Raw genomic sequence first — 16,281 nt, 5'->3', positions numbered from 1 at the left:
TTCTTATCAATTAAGCCTTATTTTACAACTTTTTGTAGTACTGATGAATTGATTACCCCTCATGACACGAACCTTATGTTTTCGCCGATTTGATTTCAGTTACTTTGCCGATTTTGCAGTTTTCCTAGCTTTACGCCGAATAGAATTGATCATCGACTTGTACATTTTAACTATGGTGATACTCACTTTGTCAATTTTGACTCCTCTCATCTTACTTTATTTCAATTTCATTTTTTTACTTACTTATCCCCTCTTAAACTTGTAATTTGACAAAGTGGGTAAACATATCTATTAATACCTTTTCAGCCATTTATATTTTCTTCTTTAATAATCTATATTTTTTTAGTTTAATTTCTTTTAAATTACTCTTATTTACTTACTTCTTTTATACTTTTTAAAATACTTTTCTTAAGCTACTTCTTCATTATTATAAAGGTACTTTTGAAAGCTTATAAATACTTCTTTTATATCTTTAACATCCCCAAGATTGGCGATCGCATCATTTAAACTATGATACTTTAGTTCTAACAGTTTAGGAAGTTTGCCTTGCTCCAATTCTCCCACTCCCTCAGCAATATAATGGTTTAGCACAAAGTCTAAGAACTCCTGTTGTTTACCTTTATAACGGGAGAAGATAAGGTGTTGATGTCGAATAACTCTCTCTTGACGGGTAATGGGTTTATGGGCATAGGCAATATAACCGAGAACATCATAAATGTCGCTTTTATCGGCATCAATAATACGGCTAACTTCCTTTAATTGTTCGTCTCCATAACCTCTTTGGGCTAAACCATCGAGTAATGATTTACGGGTATCTGGACGACTCCATAGCTTTCTTAATTCGGCTTCGTTAGTGAATAGTTCAGGAATATCACCATATAAGCGTTCAATAAATTCAGTGGCAGTGATAGGGAAACCATCAGGACTCCAAAAGGTAGTCTTTTGAATATACTCTATTTCTCTTTCTCTGCCGTCTCCTAAGTGAATAATTATTTTACTGGGGATTGCTAAAGATGAGTCATTATTAGATGTTTGACTATCCTGATTGTTGGGCAGTGAGTCATTATTCTTTCTGGGGGTAATAGGGGTAGGGGCTTCAGGTTCACCATCCCATTGAGGGTCAGAGAAAAGTTGATAAGCTCTTACAAAGTCATATATAGTAAAATAATCCCTATTGTCAAATAACCTAGTACCTCGACCAATTATTTGCTTAAACTCAATCATGGAGTTAATGGGACGCAGTAAGACAATATTGCGTATATTACGAGCGTCAACCCCTGTGGAGAGTTTACGGGAGGTAGTTAGGATGGTGGGGATAGTTTTCTCGTTATCTTGAAAGGCTCTGAGCATTTGTTCTCCTAACTCTCCATCATTGGCGGTAACTCTGACGCAGTAATTGGGGTCATTACTAGAGGACATCTGGTTAACTAAATCCCTAATCATCAAAGCATGACTTTGAGTAGCACAGAAAATAAGGGTTTTTTCATCAGGGGCAATATTTTCTAGTAGTAGCTTGATTCTAAAGGCTTCACGGGGACGCATTTCAATAATACGGTTAAAGTCAGTCTCAGTATAGGTTTTATCTTGGTCGATCGTACCCGCTAAAATTATGTCTTCTTCGTTATAGGCGTATTGATCAAGGGTAGTTTCGATTTGTTTTACTTTGAAAGGAGTAAGGTAGCCATCGTTAATACCTTCACGAAGGGCATAGGTGTAAACAGGCTCACCAAAATAGGCGTAAGTATCGGCGTTATTCTCTCGTTTGGGGGTAGCGGTTAATCCTAGTTGTACAGCAGGGGAGAAATATTCTAAAATACCTCGCCATCGACTCTCATCTTTAGCACCTCCTCGATGACATTCATCAACTATAATAAGGTCAAAGAAGTCAGGAGCGTAGTCATAAAATCTGAATGGGGATTCATCAGGACTGGAGTTTATTTCATTAGAGGTTTCAGAATTATCCTCCTCATCTTCATTGACTGGTTTAGTCATGAAGGTTTGAAAGATGGTAAAGAATATACTACCGTTTTTCGGTACTCGTCCTAGTTTCTTAATTTGGGTGGGTTCGATTCTGACTAGGGCATCATTAGGAAAGGCACTAAAGGCGTTAAAGGCTTGAGTTGCTAAGATATTACGATCTGCTAAAAATAAGATACGAGGACGGCGTGTCTGTTTGCCTGTTGAATTCCAACGGCTATGAAACAGCTTCCATGTTATTTGGAAAGCGATCGCTGTCTTACCAGTTCCCGTAGCTAATGTTAATAGGATACGTTGTTCTCCTTGAACTATCTTCTCCAATACGGCATTGATGGCATTATGCTGATAATAACGGGGTTGCCAAGTACCACTTTTATCCTCAAAGGGTATGTCTGCAAATCTATCTAGCCATTGATTATCTATTGCATGGATGCAATGCCACAACTCTTCGGGGGAAGGGAAACGATCGACATAACCTTCTTGGGCGGTTCTCATGTCCACTTGATAAATACCGACACCATTGGTAGAATAAGTGAAAGGAGTTTGTAACCGTTGGGCATATTCTTTGGCTTGTTGGAGTCCTTCGGTATCAGGTAAATCTCTTCTTTTAGCTTCGATGACGGCTAATTTCTGGTTACGGTAAACCAAGACATAATCAGCAATTAAAGGTTTAGCTCTCTTTCCCCCTCCTAACAGTCGCCCAGGGGCAATAACTTCCCTTTTAATGACACTATGGGCAACAACTCCCCAACCTGCTTCTTTTAATTTGGGGTCAATTAATTCGGCTCTGGTTTCGGCTTCATTCATTGGCTGTGAACATCTTTATCTTTTATTGTAGGTTTTCTAAGTCTGCTAAATCTTGTAATCTGCCAGAGGCTTTCTTATTTTTCTTAAGATTATCTAGGTCAATAAAATTTACTACTATATTATCTATGATAATTTCTATTTTTGAAGGATAACAGGAGGCAAAATCAACGCCATCAATGGTGGTTAGAATATCGATACGATGAGGAGGATAACCCAGTTGAATTATCTGATCTGGTGTCACAAAATCTTCCCTTTTTAAGCCTAGAGAACCAAAACCAAAATCATTTAAGGCTTTGATGATATTAGTAGCATTGTCGTTACTCATTTCAATCCAAATATCAATATCTTTGGTATAACGAGGATGCCCATGAATTGCTACTGCATAACCACCAACAATTAAATAACGCACTTGATTAGCGTTGAGAAACTGTATAAATTCTTTGAAGTCTTGATTCAACATTTTGATATTTCCATAAATGGTATTCTTGACGGATTTCTTCTAAGGCTTGTAATCTTTGTTGATAGGTTTGAGTTTGCCAATAGTTAAAGTCGCTTGATTGTTGTTTTAGAGATATTTTTTGATAGGTTTTTTCCATTGTTTATCCTGATTATTCTTTGGTTTTAATTTTACCTGTAAAGCTCAACTTTAATCTTCATACCCGTTTTGGCTAACATATTAATGAGTTTATCGATACTAAAACGAGTAATGTCACCATTGAGAAGGTTACTAATTCGGGGCTGAGTTTCCTCAAAAAAGGCGGCGGCTTGTTGTTGTGTCCATCCCTGTGCTTCGATGTAAGAGCGTAACTGTAACATTAAGTCCGCTCTAATCTTGAGATTCATGGCTTCTTCGGCTTCAAAGCCCAAGTCTTTAAAGACATTATCACTACCTTTAGTAATTTGTACTGATTGAGAATTAGCCATTTGTTATTAATTAACTTATTTTGCTTTTATACCTAATTTAGTATAATTTGTCTTGTCTGTTTTGATTTGTCGCTTTCTTTAATTGGGATTTGGAAAGGGAATAATCGTTATTAGTCCTGTTTGAAAGGCTTTATCATGGGTAATAATTGGTATTTGTTCTAATTCTGCTTGTGCCATTAACATTCTATCAAAAGGGTCTCGGTGGTCAATGGGTAATAATCCTGCTCTGAGGGCATGGGCGTTACTAATAGGTAATTCTAAAAATTGGGCTTGTTGTAAAACTGATTCATAGTTATTAACCAATTCTTCGGCTTCGGGAAGTTTACCGATATGATATTTAGTCGCTATCTCCCACCCAGTGGCACTACTAACTAATATTTGATGATTAGGATTTTTAATAATTTCTCGACTGAGATTATCTAGTTTTGGATCATTAAATAGCCACCATAATAATATATGAGTATCTATTAAATATCGGTTTCCCATTGTTGTAATTCTTCTTCTGGTAAGGGTTCAAAAAATGCCTCTCCTAGTTTACCTTTTAGTAGCCCTGGTGTTCTAGGTGTTTGCTTTTCGGCATTTATTCCTAATCGAAAATAATGGACTATTTCATAAATTTGATTGAGTTTATTTTCTGGTATTCCTTCTAATTCTTTAATGATTTTGTCTATTAACATGGATAATATACTCCTTTACGTTTTTTTTAGTTTAGCAATAATAATCTTGAGTCTGTTTTTGTTTATATTTAATAATCATTTTTCCTCCTACTTATTAGCTGTTAATTCTCCTCTAAATGCTCTCTCTAATATGGACTGTTTTAACTCCTCTAATAGTTCTATTTTTTTCTGATATATCTCCTCTAATCTTGCTACTTCTGCTGATAGTTTATTTAGTTTATTTATAATGTTTAATTGAATGCTATTTTTAAGAGGTATTGGAATATTTAAAGTCTTTAATTTAGAAGCGTTAAAGCCACCTTGCGCACTTCCTGAGATTCCTAAATTAATTAAATTCCAATATTCATTAGTTTGAAAAAATAGTATTAAAAATTCTGGTATTATATCTATTTTTTTTATAGATAAACGAATTAAATAAGATGCTGATACAGCTTCTGGAGGATTTTTCACAAGAAAACTTTTACCAGTTGTTGCACCTGTTCGGGCAAATACTATATCACCTGTTCTTAATTTATGTTTGACATAATCTTCGTCTGATATATCACAATAAGGTACTGTAGTCCAATCTACTTTATTATTTTGTATATCTGTTATTCTTAGAAACTTTTTACCTTTTGGTTCTTGTGATGCTTTTGCTGTATAACCATAATAAATGTTGGCTATATCCCCTAACTTCTTCTCTACCCAATCATCACCCTTGTTAGTAAAGATGTTATTAAGGTAGGAGTTAAATAGTTCACGGGCATTGAGGAGGTTTTGTTTGGTGAGTGCGATCGCCCTGTCTATGCCCTCAAACGCCTCGTCTAATATCTCTACTATCCTTTTCTGTACCTCAATAGGAGGAATGGGTATTTGAAAACTTTTAATCTGAGTTAATGATAAGTTTTGTTGAGCAACACCACCCCTATTTTTTTCTATTTGTTCTAATAAGAAACCAGATGATAAAGCTATTAAAATAAAATTTTTATCTATTTTATCAGATGATTTAAGTCTAATAATTGCTAAGGCTTGATTAGTATTAGCAGGTAAAATTTTAGATGTTACTATAGCTGTTCTACCTAATGCTCCTGCAATTGAAAATAATATATCGCCTTTATGTAATTGAGAACGTTTTAGTGCTTCATGACAATCTGAATTAATATAAGCAAGTTTTGAGTTTATAAATTGACCATTTGAACTTATTGTTTCAACCTTTATAAAATTTATCCCTTCATTAGTAAATTGAAAGCCAATAGATGTTGGTGTTGTTCCTTTTGTTATCTTTTCTGATAATTCTTCTAGGGTTTTTATCTGCCATCCTTCTGGTAAAGTCATATCAACCCTCCTATAGACTCAAGAATCTCAGCCGACTCAGCATCAAGAGAAGCAATCTGATTAAGTATCTCAGCAGGACTTCTAAGGGTGTCTTCTTCGGGGGCGTGAGGATTCTTAACCGATAAATCATAGGACTCCTTATCAACCTTGTCTATATCCACTAACCAAGATTTCTCCGACACCTTAAACGACTGCTGAAACTCCACAAACTCAGCCAAATCATCATCGTTAAGAGGATTAGTCTTACCCAAGTTCCTACCCGGATCTAATTGATAATACCAAATCTTCTCGGTTGCTTTACCCTTTTCAAAGAATAACACTACCGTTTTAACTCCAGCCCCCTGAAAAGTACCGCTAGGACAATCCAAGATAGTATGAAGGTAGCAACTGGTTAATAACTCCTTTCTTAACTCCCTAGAAGCGTTGTCAGCATTAGAGAGAAAAGTATTCTTGATGACGATCGCCCCTCTACCGCCTTTCTTTAACATCTTAATAAAATGCTGAAGGAATAAGAAAGCAGTCTCCCCAGTCCTAATAGTAAAATTGTTCTTAATCTCATCCCTTTCCCTGGCACCAAAAGGGGGATTAGCTAAAATGACATCAACTCTATCCTTTTCCTGTATATCATTGATATTCTCAGCGAGGGTGTTGGTATGAACGATATTAGGGGCAGAGATACCATGAAGAATCATATTCATAATGGCAATGACATAAGCCAAGCTCTTCTTCTCCTTACCATAAAAGGTAGAAGTCTGTAACTGCTCAAGCTGACTGGTGGTTAACTTACCTTTGCGTAAATGCTCATAAGCCTCACATAAGAAACCTGCTGAACCACAAGCCCCATCATAAATCTTCTCACCAACTTGGGGTTTAATAACCGCAATCATGGCTCTAATCAAAGGACGAGGGGTATAATACTCACCGCCATTACGTCCAGCGTTACCCATATTCTTAATGCGTGTCTCATACAAGTCTGACAATTCGTGTTTCTGTTCTTGAGACTTAAAGCTCAACTCATCAATGAGGTCGATCGCCTCCCTGAGATTATAACCACTTTGAAACTTATTCTTAATCTCACTAAATATCTCACCTATCTTATATTCAATGGTATCAGCAGAAGTAGCCCTTTGCTTAAACCCTTTAAGGTAGGTAAATAAATGGTCATTAATATAATCAATTAAATCATCACCCGTTAATAACTTATCCTTATCTTGAGGAACAGCCCAACTTGACCAACGATGCTCTTCATCTAAGATAAACTGATATTTCTCTTCGTCAAACTCAGCCTTTAACGCCCTTTCTTGTTCAAGATCATCTAAATATTTCAAAAATAATAGCCATGAGGTTTGTTCTGTGTAGTCAAGCTCACTGGCACATCCCGCCTCTTTGCGGAGGACATCATCAATATTCTTAAAGGTCTGTTCAAACATTCACACTACTAGCTATTGTTTAATGATTTTACCATTACCTCTTAACCATGTCTAGTCATAGTCTGCGATCGCACTTATCCACAGCTACACTATACCCCTCATGTGGGATAAACTAATTACTGTTATTGAAACTTTAACCGTTGTAATTTCACTAACTCACTCTTATTAAGGTAACTTATGTCATCGTCATCAATCTGGAAGTACAAGCCTTGGTGGTGTCAACCTTGGACAATTATACTCACTGGAATCGTTATTATCGCTGGTAGTTGGTTGTTATTTCACCTAATTTGGCTAACTGCTTTGTTTTTTATAATTATCTGTCTTTGGTGGTTTCTTTTCCTTATTCTTATCCCCTATTTATTCACTAAACAACAAACTCTTAACATCCCCAAAACTGAATTATCAATATCCTTAGCTTAATCCCATTGAATACTTAACTGTGCAACAAAAATGACCTTAGATCATCACCTATTCATAAAATGTTTTAATTTAACTTAACACCTTTTCCAGGAAACAATTTATTTGACTAAACAATAATACAATTACAATTCTTTATTCCTAATTAAATCCATGACTTTAGATATTCTTAAACATTTTGCTTTTGCTATACCGACAATTTTAACTTTTTCTGGACTTTTTAACCTCAGTGTTTTAGCCTGTACCCGTGTTTTATACTCAGGAAGTGAAAATATAGTTGTAACGGGTCGATCAATGGATTGGAAAGAGGATATTCGTTCTAATTTGTGGGTTTTGCCGAGGGGAATTGATCGAAATGGACTGGCAGGAAAAAACTCTATTGAATGGAAATCTAAATACGGTAGTGTGGTAATAACAGGTTATGATATTGGCACTGCCGATGGGATGAATGAAGAAGGTTTAGTAGCCAATCTTCTCTATTTAGCAGAATCCGACTACGGTACAACCGAAGGAAAAGCGACTCTTTCCATGAGTCTTTGGGCACAATATTTTTTAGATAACTATGCCACCGTTGCCGAAGGAGTGGAAGATATGAAAAAAGAGCCTTTCCGAGTGGTTACATCGACTTTACCTAATGGTGCACCCGCTCAATTACATCTTTCTATATCTGATAGTAGCGGTGATTCCGCTATCTTTGAATATATTGACGGCAAGTTAGTCATTCATCACAGCAAAGAATATAAAGTTGTAACCAACTCCCCTACTTTTGAGCAACAACTGGCTTTAAATGAATACTGGCAAAATATAGGCGGTTTAAACTTTCTACCTGGTACAAATCGAGCTGCCGATCGATTTGCTCGTGCCCATTTTCTGCTCAATTCTATTCCCACAAAAACAGTTTCTAACTATATCAGTGCAGTTCCTGAACAAAAGTACGACAATCAAGCTCTTGCAAGTGTTTTAAGCGTGGTTCGTAGTGTATCTGTTCCTTTGGGAATAACCACTCCAGATCAACCGAATATAGCTTCTACTATATGGCGAGTGGTGGCAAATCAGAAAAACAAGATATACTATTTTGATTCAGCTACTAGCCCGAATGTTTTTTGGATTGACATGAAACAGCTAGATTTTAACCCCACTGCTTCTGTGAAAAAACTGTCCTTAACCGATGGAACTTTTTATGCAGGGGATGCCACTAAAAATCTTTTTTCAGCACCATCTTTTCAATTTTTATCCGTTGAATAATAGACTTTTCCAGAAAAGATTTTTAATTGTTTCATACTAAGGTACTTTCTAAAAAACAATATACCAATTCTTTCAATAATTTCTCCTTTTTTTAGGGGTACTATTTTCTCTACACCATTGAGCAAAATCTTGTCTAGTGCGTTTTTTTGTCTTAGCTTTATCCAGTAAATTAAGACTTTTATCACCTATTAAAGATTGAGCTTTTAGCAAATCCCTTTCATTTTCAATTTCAATAATTAAGCACATATTCACCTTAGTAAAAGTTAATTAAAATACTTGTTTTTATATTTATTACATAAAGTTTAATTGTTCATCTCTTTCATTGCGTAACTGAAAAAGAAGCTCATCAGGACTAATATTTAAAGGCTTACCTTGACGGCGATTACAAATATTTGCCTTTAGTTATAATAACTCTTGATAAGATTTTTCAGGAGAAGAATTAATATTGTTATCAGTTAATTTTTCTTTTAATAAAGATTTTTCTTCCCTAGTAAGATGATTAATTACCCCTACTAAATAATTGACTAATTGAGTATTCATATATTTTTAACTCCATTAATGTTTTAAATAAATTTATTCTTCCGTAGTAGGAGAAGTTAAATCCTCATAATATTTAACCTTACCTCCTCCTTGTAGCAGTAACTCTAAGACAACGATTAACTCAGGTAAATCTTTTTGGAGGGTTTGTCATAGTATTTTTTTATTAATATCAAAATAGGCATGAACTAAACGATTACGCATACTAATCATCGCAGACCAATGTATTTCTGGATGATTAGCTTGATATTCCTTCGACACTTTTCCCGCCGCCTCTCCCACAATTTCAACAGCTTTAACCAAAGCAAAAACCAATAAATCATCATCATCTAAATCAGACTCATTTTTTCCCTCAATGAAAGCCATAGCTTTAAGACTGGCATCTAACATATGCCGTAGTCTAATTACATCACTTTTTTGTATCATATTGCACCTCTGCCAAATCTAATACCTGTTGCCGAAAATAGCGACTCAAATCTTCGGGAGTGCGTAAATCCACCGTACGCTTAAATATTGACGATAATTCTAACTCCATTTTGGCAAGGGTAATTAACCCCGGTATATGCTCAGGAGAGAACTCAACTAATACATCTATATCACTTTGTTCATTAAAATCTGACCTTAACACCGAACCAAATAAGGAAAATCTTTGAATATAGTGTTTTTGGCAGAAACTAACGATCGACTCTTTAGGGACAGTTATATTGATCATTACCTCCTACCTTATTTATAAGTTGAATCGTGGTCTAAATGTAAACTAAGCACTCTCAAATAATTACCATCCCTTAAAGCAGTCGCCCTATACTTTTTATTAATACGAAAACTATAAATATTTTCGCCGTTATTTCCCTTCTTAGAATAAATTAACTCCCATTTTAACCCTTGACTTTTATAGAGACTATCCCAGTCTATTTTAGTGATTTTCTTTAAAGTATTTAAGACACTATAGGCATCTTCCTTACTCAAAGAAAATAAATTTTTTTGGAAAATAGGAGAGTTTAAATCAAGCAAAATATTAGGCATTTTAATTAATATTTAAAAGACTCCCTAAGCATTATCATTATTACTATTGAAATGAGAAGATAAAGAATTTTCTAACTCCGTTAAATCAGTGGAAGCAGGTTGATTCTTACTAGCCCAATCCAAAGCCTCATCCAGTTTAGTGGCGTTATCTTTTTCTAATAACCATTGTTCATTATGGGGGATAAATGTACCGATTTTAATAGTCCAAACACCATATTCAGAGTTATCAATTAAAACATTTTGACCTGCAAACTCTTTACCTAAGGAAATTTGTCCATTATTGCCGATCGTTTTTATTTGTGCCATAGGAAAATAATTAAATTGTGCCTTATGATTTTCATAATTTCATAATAACAGTTTTTACTCCTTACGGTTATCGATCGTGATTCGACTACGCTCATCAACAAGTCTAAATGCCTTACTCATTACTCAAATCAAGCCTAATTCTTGCAAATAAGCGTCCATTTTGCCCCTAACTTCCACTAACTCCCCTTCAATAGCTTTAATTTCCTCCTGCACCGCTTTTATATCAATATCTTCCTCCTCCTCAAAGGTATCGACATAGAGAAGGATATTGAGATTAAAGTCATTTTCCTTTAACTTATTAAAAGTCGCAAGATAGACGTACTTATGGACATTTTCCCGCTTGCGCCAAGTGCTGACTATTTTCTCTATATCCTCTTGACGGAGACGATTTTGATTTTTACCGTCCTCATAATCATTACTAGCATCAATAATCATTTTGCTAATATCGATATAACTAAAATGATGAAATGAGCATAGTCAAAATGATGAAATCGAGATTTGCGTTGTTTCAGCCACTTTAAATACAATCGTTACCTTTTTCGCGCGTATCTCGGCTCTACCCCTGTCCGTTACGATCGATCTCACCAAAATAATATTTTTCCCATAGAGATAACTAACGGCTTAAATACGAGTAACCTGCCACCCAGCCTGATTGCCGATTTTACCAAAACGGATAAATTTAAAAGCACCTCTAGTCCATTCTTTACCGTTAGGTTTAGTTCCTAACAACTCTGTCACCTCTTTGGTACTAAGAATGTAACCACGTTCCACTGCTTGATCTAATTTTTCCCAATGATTAATAGGATTTGAGGGTTGAATTTGTTTTATAATTTTCAGGACTATTTTTTCCAGTGTAAACTCAGATAAGTCTAATTGGAGATATTTAACGTCACTGTCTAGTGGAGAACTGATACTGTCTATTTCTGAATTAACAGTTAAATTGTCTGAATTAGAATTGACACTGTCTATTTCTGAATTAACAGTTAAATTGTCTGAATTAGAATTGACACTGTCTATTTGTGTATAGACAGCTGCTTTAATAGTGGGAGTAAAGGTTTTAATACTTCCTCCTAACTTTAAGTGTTCCTGTAATTGATCAAGTATAGTAATTACATCTTCAGTGACGTAGCTTCTATTACCTTCTTTCAAAACTTCAGCTTTGACAGCGTTTAGGCGGTCGTACACGGACTGTCGAGTTTTAAGTTCGTATCTATCCTGTAATTCTTTAATTGAATACTTTTGCATTTGTCTGTTTTAAAATAGACATTATATTCATATCAGTTTATCTTAATTCAGAAGCAGGGAAAAAGAAGAAGCTCCCCCTCAATTACACCATCCGTGAACTATAAAAATAGGTGACGACTGACAGGGAGACAGGCAGACAGGGAGATTGTATTTTTTTGTTAGTGAATAAAATTACTTTAAAGTGCATCGACTCTACCAATTTTTCTACCTGTCCACTTGTCTAGTTTTCATCATTTTCTTTATGCTTCACTGAGGTTGAATATTAGAGAAACGATCATTTAAAGATTGACAGCCGTTAGTAAGAAAGAATTGATACTCTTGCTTTTACTAGCCTGACTCTGATGATTGTAAATAGTATTAAACATATTGACACTATGGCGCATACGGTGAGCTGCCGATGCTTTCACATTTTCTCCCGCTTCTTCACATTCATTGATGTAGGTAGCGAAGATGGGGTAGAGCCGAGATACGCGCGAAATCGGACATTCATGTTAAAAAAAATTAACAATATTAATGTAGAAGTGTGAATACATTGCCTAAAAAGTTTTATTTTAGGCAATGTATAATGGAATTAGATATGATTTTTCGAGGGTTATAGCTATGTTAAATTTAACCACTCAACTTCTATTTTCGGCAATGTCTAAATTAAATCAACCTCCAGTCAAACAAAAATCGAATAGAGAAAGAGAATATTTACGGCTTGATGAAATCAAGACAATGATTCAGATAGCACGGAAAATAGGAAGGCATGGACTCAGGGATTCCACTATCATTTTATTAATGTTTCGTCACGGACTACGAACAGCCGAATTAATCGCTTTAAAATGGAGCTATGTTGATTTAAAAGAAGGTTATATCGAAATACATCGAGTAAAACATGGACATAATACGACACATCCTTTACGAGAAATAGAATTAAGAGCATTACATCAACTAAAACGCAACTATCCTGAAAGCAGTTATATTTTTGTTTCTGAGCGTAAAACACCTATTGCCACTCGTACAATTCGCCATATTATAGCAAGAGCGGGAAAATTAGCCGAAATACCATTTCCAGTACACCCACATCAACTGCGTCATGGTTGCGGTTATTATCTAGCATCCCGTGGGCATGATACCAGAGCCATTCAAGACTATCTAGGACACAAAAATATTCATCACACAGTACGTTATACGCAAATTTCCCCCACAAGATTTGAATCTTTTTGGCAGGATTAGCCCATTAAAAGAGATAATATAGGCGTTGTCTCAAGATAAAAAATAATAAGCTAATTTGTGAAATATAAAAAGGGAGATAACTTAATCTTTTTTTTGGTCTAACATTACCACAATTATATTATCAAACCATTGACATCTATAGAAAGAACCGCTTATCCTCGATTCAAACGTTATTATACCACCGATGAGTTAAACAAGATTTATACTCCCATTTCAGAAGAAAAATTATTTGCCAATAACCATAGTAATAACCAAACTAATTATCTTAATTTATTAGTCAATTTAAAAACTTTCCAAAGATTAGGATACTTTCCCAAAATTGACTTAATACCTCTGATAATAATAAAACATTTAAAAGAAGTATTATCATTACCAGAAGAAATAAAAATAGGTTATCAAAATCCTCGTACTTATCATCGACATCGAGATTTAATTAGACAAAAAATAAATGTAAAACAATTTGAAGAAATAGGGAAAGAATATTTAGCTGAAAAAATCAGAGATAAAGCCTATTTAATGGGAAATCCTGCCGATTTAATTAATGTTGGTATTGAAGAATTAGTCAAAGAAAGATACGAATTACCCTCTTTTTCCTTCTTAGAACGAGAAATAAATCGAATTAGAACACAAGTTCACAATTTAATATATCAACAAGTTTATACTCAATTATCTCTGGAATATATTAAAATTTTAAATGATTTATTATTAATTCATCCCCTTGAACAAAGAAGTCCATATAATCAACTTAAACAAGTAACTAAAAAAGCAACTAGAAATCATCTAAATGATTTATTAGTACATCAAAAATGGTTGGAAACATTTGGCAATATAGAACAATTTTTATCAGGAATAAATAACTCATTAATTAATTATTTCGTTAGTCAAGCTAATTGTTTAGATGCCAGTGAATTAAAAGATATTAATGAAAAAAAAAGATTAACACTCTTACTATGCTTAATTTATCAAAAACAAATAAAAACTTGGGATGACTTGGGCGAAATGTTCTTAAAAAGAATGAAAAAAATACATAATTTAGCTGAATTAGAATTACAAAAGCAAAAAGAAAAACAACAAGAAATAATCGAAAAATTAATTGCGGCTTTTGGTGAAATACTGAGTATATTTGGCTATGAAAATGAGCTAAAAACTAATAATTATGAACAAGTATTTAATCAAATATATTCTCTGATAAAAACTTATGGTGGTTATGAACAATTATTAGAAGAATATAAAACTATAAATGCCTATAAAGGAAATAATTATTTACCCTTTATTTGGCGTTTTTATAAAAGTCATCGAAGTGCCTTTTTTCGATTACTGAATAGTTTACAACTGGAATCTACCACTATTAATAATAGATTAATGGATGCTGTTAATTTCTTATTAATAAATCAGTCGAAAAAAGGTGAATACTTATCAGCCGAAGTTGATATTTCTTTTGCTTCTCAACAATGGCAAAAGTTGGTATTTTATGAGCATCAATCTGGCACTAAATTTGTTCGTCGTTATTTTGAAGTTTGTGTTTTTTCTTACTTGGCGTGGGAATTAAAATCAGGGGATATTTGTATTAAAGGGAGCTCTGAATATGCTGATTGGCGAAAACAATTATTAAGTTGGAATGAATGTCAAATTATACTAGATAAATATTGTCAAGATTTAGAGTTACCTAATACTGCTGAAAGTCTAGTAAATACTCTGAAAAATTCTTTATCTAAAACTGGCGAAAAAGTTGATTTTAAATATCCTCAAAATGCGACTCTAATTATTAATGAACAAGGAGAACCTCTTTTAAAGAAAGTTACTAAAAATGAAGTTAGTCGAGAGCTAAAAAATCTCGAAGCTATCATAACAGAAAGAATGCCTAATTATAATTTAATTGATATACTGAAAAATGTCGATTATTGGACTAATTTTACTAGACATTTTACGCCAATTAGTGGCAGTGATCCGAAAATAGAGAATCCAACGCAACGTTATCTATTAACTACTTTTACTTATGGCTGTAATTTAGAACCGAACCAAGCATCTAAGCATATGAAAGATGTAATTTCGGCTAGATTAATCTCTTTTATTCATCATCATCATATCAGTACCAATAGTTTAAATAAAGCAATTAATGATGTTATTAATCGTTATAATATACTCGATTTACCGAAACTTTGGGGTAAAGGAAATGTGGCGGCAGCTGATGGTACTAAATTTGATGTGAGAGAACAAAATTTATTGTCTGAATATCATATTAGATATGGTGGTTATGGTGGCATTGCTTATCATCATGTAGCCGATAAATATATTGCTTTATTTAGTCATTTTATTCCTTGTGGAACATGGGAAGCGGTTTATATTATTGAGGGTTTATTAAAAAATAAATCTGATTTACAACCAGAGTTTATTCATGCTGATACTCAGGGGCAAAGTACACCAGTTTTTGCGTTATCTTATTTGTTAGGAATTAAGTTAATGCCTCGTATCCGAAATTGGCAGGATTTAGTTTTTTATCGTCCTGATAAAAGTGTGATTTATAGCCATATAGATTCTCTTTTTAAAGATACTATTAATTGGCAATTAATAGAAACTCATTTTCAAGATTTAATGCAGGTAGTTTTATCTATTTATACTGGAAAAATATCCAGTGTTACTTTACTAAGAAAGTTAGGTAATTATAGTCTTAAAAATCGATTATATAAGGCATTTCGTGAGTTGGGTAGAGTAATTAGAACTATTTTTTTATTGGAATATATTTCTGATTTAAAATTAAGACAACAAATTACGGCTACGACAAATAAAGTTGAAGCTTATAATGGTTTTTCTAAGTGGTTATTTTTTGGTGGAGAACAAATTATTACTACTAATGATATTGAAGAAATGGAAAAAAGAATTAAGTACAATGATTTAGTAGCAAATGCGGTAATTTTTCATAATGTAGTGGAATTAACTAATATTTTACAGCAGTTACAAAAAGAAGGTTATTTTATGGATCAAAAAGATGTAGTTTTTCTTAGTCCTTATTTAACCAGTCATATCAAAAGATTTGGTGATTACTTTCTCGACTTAAATGAAGTACCGCAATCATTAGATGAGTTTGCCGTTTTATCTTTTAATGAGAAATAAGTGTCAGAGGCGATTTTCCACAATTTAATCAGTCTATGTTGACATTTCTT

General features: G+C 33.9%; 20 protein-coding genes. 4 read left to right on the top strand and 16 right to left on the bottom strand.

Translation table 11 applies throughout. From position 1 onward, the window contains the following. Positions 1–408: 408 nt before the first annotated feature. From hsdR to GM3708_RS17490, 8 genes are all read right to left on the bottom strand, one after another. Complete coding sequence (hsdR, locus tag GM3708_RS17525) at positions 409–2,784, bottom strand: EcoAI/FtnUII family type I restriction enzme subunit R (protein ID WP_066349668.1); 2,376 nt, start codon at positions 2,782–2,784, stop codon at positions 409–411. 22 nt (positions 2,785–2,806) lie between these two features. Beyond that, positions 2,807–3,244, bottom strand: a complete 438-nt coding sequence (locus GM3708_RS17520; RefSeq protein WP_066349666.1) for a hypothetical protein — start codon at positions 3,242–3,244, stop codon at positions 2,807–2,809. Then, positions 3,198–3,380 carry a toxin secretion, membrane fusion protein gene (locus tag GM3708_RS17515; protein ID WP_066349676.1) on the bottom strand — a complete coding sequence of 61 codons (183 nt, stop codon included), beginning with the start codon at positions 3,378–3,380 and terminating at the stop codon, positions 3,198–3,200. Before GM3708_RS17515 ends, GM3708_RS17520 begins: the two co-directional genes overlap by 47 nt. Before the next feature lie 31 nt (positions 3,381–3,411). Further along, entirely contained in the window at positions 3,412–3,708 is a 297-nt protein-coding gene (locus GM3708_RS17510; RefSeq protein WP_066349665.1) for a helix-turn-helix domain-containing protein, read from the bottom strand. Positions 3,709–3,786: 78 nt separating this feature from the next. Then, positions 3,787–4,194: a type II toxin-antitoxin system VapC family toxin gene (locus GM3708_RS17505; RefSeq protein ID WP_066349663.1), complete on the bottom strand. Its 408-nt coding sequence runs from the start codon at positions 4,192–4,194 to the stop codon at positions 3,787–3,789. Further along, positions 4,176–4,385 carry a hypothetical protein gene (locus GM3708_RS17500; protein ID WP_066349662.1) on the bottom strand — a complete coding sequence of 70 codons (210 nt, stop codon included), beginning with the start codon at positions 4,383–4,385 and terminating at the stop codon, positions 4,176–4,178. Before GM3708_RS17500 ends, GM3708_RS17505 begins: the two co-directional genes overlap by 19 nt. 87 nt (positions 4,386–4,472) lie before the next feature. Continuing rightward, a complete protein-coding gene (locus GM3708_RS17495) occupies positions 4,473–5,699 on the bottom strand; it encodes a restriction endonuclease subunit S (protein ID WP_066349661.1) in 1,227 nt (408 codons plus the stop codon). Further along, on the bottom strand, positions 5,696–7,129 hold the full coding sequence (locus GM3708_RS17490; RefSeq protein ID WP_066349660.1) for a type I restriction-modification system subunit M: 1,434 nt from the start codon (positions 7,127–7,129) through the stop codon (positions 5,696–5,698). Before GM3708_RS17490 ends, GM3708_RS17495 begins: the two co-directional genes overlap by 4 nt. 177 nt (positions 7,130–7,306) lie before the next feature. Between GM3708_RS17490 and GM3708_RS18190 the strand changes: the two genes are divergently transcribed. Both GM3708_RS18190 and GM3708_RS17485 read left to right on the top strand, forming a co-directional pair. Continuing rightward, entirely contained in the window at positions 7,307–7,549 is a 243-nt protein-coding gene (locus GM3708_RS18190; RefSeq protein WP_071827687.1) for a DUF6737 family protein, read from the top strand. Positions 7,550–7,699: 150 nt separating this feature from the next. Then, a complete protein-coding gene (locus GM3708_RS17485) occupies positions 7,700–8,791 on the top strand; it encodes a linear amide C-N hydrolase (protein ID WP_066349654.1) in 1,092 nt (363 codons plus the stop codon). 72 nt (positions 8,792–8,863) lie between these two features. On the opposite strand, the gene GM3708_RS18780 is transcribed toward GM3708_RS17485, so the two are convergent. From GM3708_RS18780 to GM3708_RS18420, 8 genes are all read right to left on the bottom strand, one after another. Next, positions 8,864–9,037 (bottom strand): hypothetical protein, encoded by a 174-nt coding sequence (locus GM3708_RS18780; protein WP_158505895.1) that lies wholly within the window; start codon positions 9,035–9,037, stop codon positions 8,864–8,866. 156 nt (positions 9,038–9,193) lie between these two features. Continuing rightward, positions 9,194–9,331, bottom strand: coding sequence for a hypothetical protein (locus tag GM3708_RS18775; protein ID WP_158505894.1), 138 nt, complete (start codon positions 9,329–9,331; stop codon positions 9,194–9,196). A gap of 147 nt (positions 9,332–9,478) precedes the next feature. Beyond that, a complete protein-coding gene (locus GM3708_RS17480) occupies positions 9,479–9,754 on the bottom strand; it encodes a DUF86 domain-containing protein (protein WP_071827686.1) in 276 nt (91 codons plus the stop codon). After that, a complete protein-coding gene (locus tag GM3708_RS17475) occupies positions 9,738–10,040 on the bottom strand; it encodes a nucleotidyltransferase family protein (protein WP_066349652.1) in 303 nt (100 codons plus the stop codon). The genes GM3708_RS17480 and GM3708_RS17475 overlap by 17 nt, the downstream gene beginning before the upstream one ends. A gap of 11 nt (positions 10,041–10,051) precedes the next feature. Next, entirely contained in the window at positions 10,052–10,351 is a 300-nt protein-coding gene (locus GM3708_RS17470) for a hypothetical protein (RefSeq protein WP_066349651.1), read from the bottom strand. 24 nt (positions 10,352–10,375) lie between these two features. After that, on the bottom strand, positions 10,376–10,657 hold the full coding sequence (locus GM3708_RS17465; protein ID WP_066349650.1) for a hypothetical protein: 282 nt from the start codon (positions 10,655–10,657) through the stop codon (positions 10,376–10,378). 123 nt (positions 10,658–10,780) lie between these two features. Then, the gene (locus tag GM3708_RS17460; protein WP_066349649.1) at positions 10,781–11,092 is read right to left on the bottom strand and encodes an N-6 DNA methylase; all 312 of its coding nucleotides are present in this window, start codon (positions 11,090–11,092) and stop codon (positions 10,781–10,783) included. A 186-nt stretch (positions 11,093–11,278) separates the two neighbouring features. Continuing rightward, positions 11,279–11,902, bottom strand: coding sequence for a hypothetical protein (locus tag GM3708_RS18420; RefSeq protein WP_066349647.1), 624 nt, complete (start codon positions 11,900–11,902; stop codon positions 11,279–11,281). A gap of 600 nt (positions 11,903–12,502) precedes the next feature. On the opposite strand from GM3708_RS18420, the gene GM3708_RS17450 reads away from it, so the two are divergent. After that, positions 12,503–13,120, top strand: a complete 618-nt coding sequence (locus GM3708_RS17450) for a tyrosine-type recombinase/integrase (RefSeq protein WP_144439377.1) — start codon at positions 12,503–12,505, stop codon at positions 13,118–13,120. Positions 13,121–13,249: 129 nt separating this feature from the next. Next, positions 13,250–16,231 carry a Tn3 family transposase gene (locus GM3708_RS17445; protein ID WP_071827685.1) on the top strand — a complete coding sequence of 994 codons (2,982 nt, stop codon included), beginning with the start codon at positions 13,250–13,252 and terminating at the stop codon, positions 16,229–16,231. Positions 16,232–16,281 lie beyond the last annotated feature (50 nt).

The sequence above is a fragment of the Geminocystis sp. NIES-3708 genome, assembly GCF_001548095.1.
Taxonomy (GTDB): Bacteria; Cyanobacteriota; Cyanobacteriia; order Cyanobacteriales; family Cyanobacteriaceae; genus Geminocystis.
The sequence above is the reverse complement of the archived record's forward strand: the minus strand, read 5'-3'. Positions and strand labels throughout refer to the sequence as shown.

What these genes read in the sequence shown, in the direction of transcription:
- hsdR (WP_066349668.1), bottom strand. Translation starts at nt 2,784, where the DNA reads ATGAATGAAGCCGAAACCAGAGCCGAATTAATTGACCCCAAATTAAAA.
- GM3708_RS17520 (WP_066349666.1), bottom strand. Translation starts at nt 3,244, where the DNA reads ATGTTGAATCAAGACTTCAAAGAATTTATACAGTTTCTCAACGCTAAT.
- GM3708_RS17515 (WP_066349676.1), bottom strand. Translation starts at nt 3,380, where the DNA reads ATGGAAAAAACCTATCAAAAAATATCTCTAAAACAACAATCAAGCGAC.
- GM3708_RS17510 (WP_066349665.1), bottom strand. Translation starts at nt 3,708, where the DNA reads ATGGCTAATTCTCAATCAGTACAAATTACTAAAGGTAGTGATAATGTC.
- GM3708_RS17505 (WP_066349663.1), bottom strand. Translation starts at nt 4,194, where the DNA reads ATGGGAAACCGATATTTAATAGATACTCATATATTATTATGGTGGCTA.
- GM3708_RS17500 (WP_066349662.1), bottom strand. Translation starts at nt 4,385, where the DNA reads ATGTTAATAGACAAAATCATTAAAGAATTAGAAGGAATACCAGAAAAT.
- GM3708_RS17495 (WP_066349661.1), bottom strand. Translation starts at nt 5,699, where the DNA reads ATGACTTTACCAGAAGGATGGCAGATAAAAACCCTAGAAGAATTATCA.
- GM3708_RS17490 (WP_066349660.1), bottom strand. Translation starts at nt 7,129, where the DNA reads ATGTTTGAACAGACCTTTAAGAATATTGATGATGTCCTCCGCAAAGAG.
- GM3708_RS18190 (WP_071827687.1), top strand. Translation starts at nt 7,307, where the DNA reads ATGTCATCGTCATCAATCTGGAAGTACAAGCCTTGGTGGTGTCAACCT.
- GM3708_RS17485 (WP_066349654.1), top strand. Translation starts at nt 7,700, where the DNA reads ATGACTTTAGATATTCTTAAACATTTTGCTTTTGCTATACCGACAATT.
- GM3708_RS18780 (WP_158505895.1), bottom strand. Translation starts at nt 9,037, where the DNA reads ATGTGCTTAATTATTGAAATTGAAAATGAAAGGGATTTGCTAAAAGCT.
- GM3708_RS18775 (WP_158505894.1), bottom strand. Translation starts at nt 9,331, where the DNA reads ATGAATACTCAATTAGTCAATTATTTAGTAGGGGTAATTAATCATCTT.
- GM3708_RS17480 (WP_071827686.1), bottom strand. Translation starts at nt 9,754, where the DNA reads ATGATACAAAAAAGTGATGTAATTAGACTACGGCATATGTTAGATGCC.
- GM3708_RS17475 (WP_066349652.1), bottom strand. Translation starts at nt 10,040, where the DNA reads ATGATCAATATAACTGTCCCTAAAGAGTCGATCGTTAGTTTCTGCCAA.
- GM3708_RS17470 (WP_066349651.1), bottom strand. Translation starts at nt 10,351, where the DNA reads ATGCCTAATATTTTGCTTGATTTAAACTCTCCTATTTTCCAAAAAAAT.
- GM3708_RS17465 (WP_066349650.1), bottom strand. Translation starts at nt 10,657, where the DNA reads ATGGCACAAATAAAAACGATCGGCAATAATGGACAAATTTCCTTAGGT.
- GM3708_RS17460 (WP_066349649.1), bottom strand. Translation starts at nt 11,092, where the DNA reads ATGATTATTGATGCTAGTAATGATTATGAGGACGGTAAAAATCAAAAT.
- GM3708_RS18420 (WP_066349647.1), bottom strand. Translation starts at nt 11,902, where the DNA reads ATGCAAAAGTATTCAATTAAAGAATTACAGGATAGATACGAACTTAAA.
- GM3708_RS17450 (WP_144439377.1), top strand. Translation starts at nt 12,503, where the DNA reads ATGTTAAATTTAACCACTCAACTTCTATTTTCGGCAATGTCTAAATTA.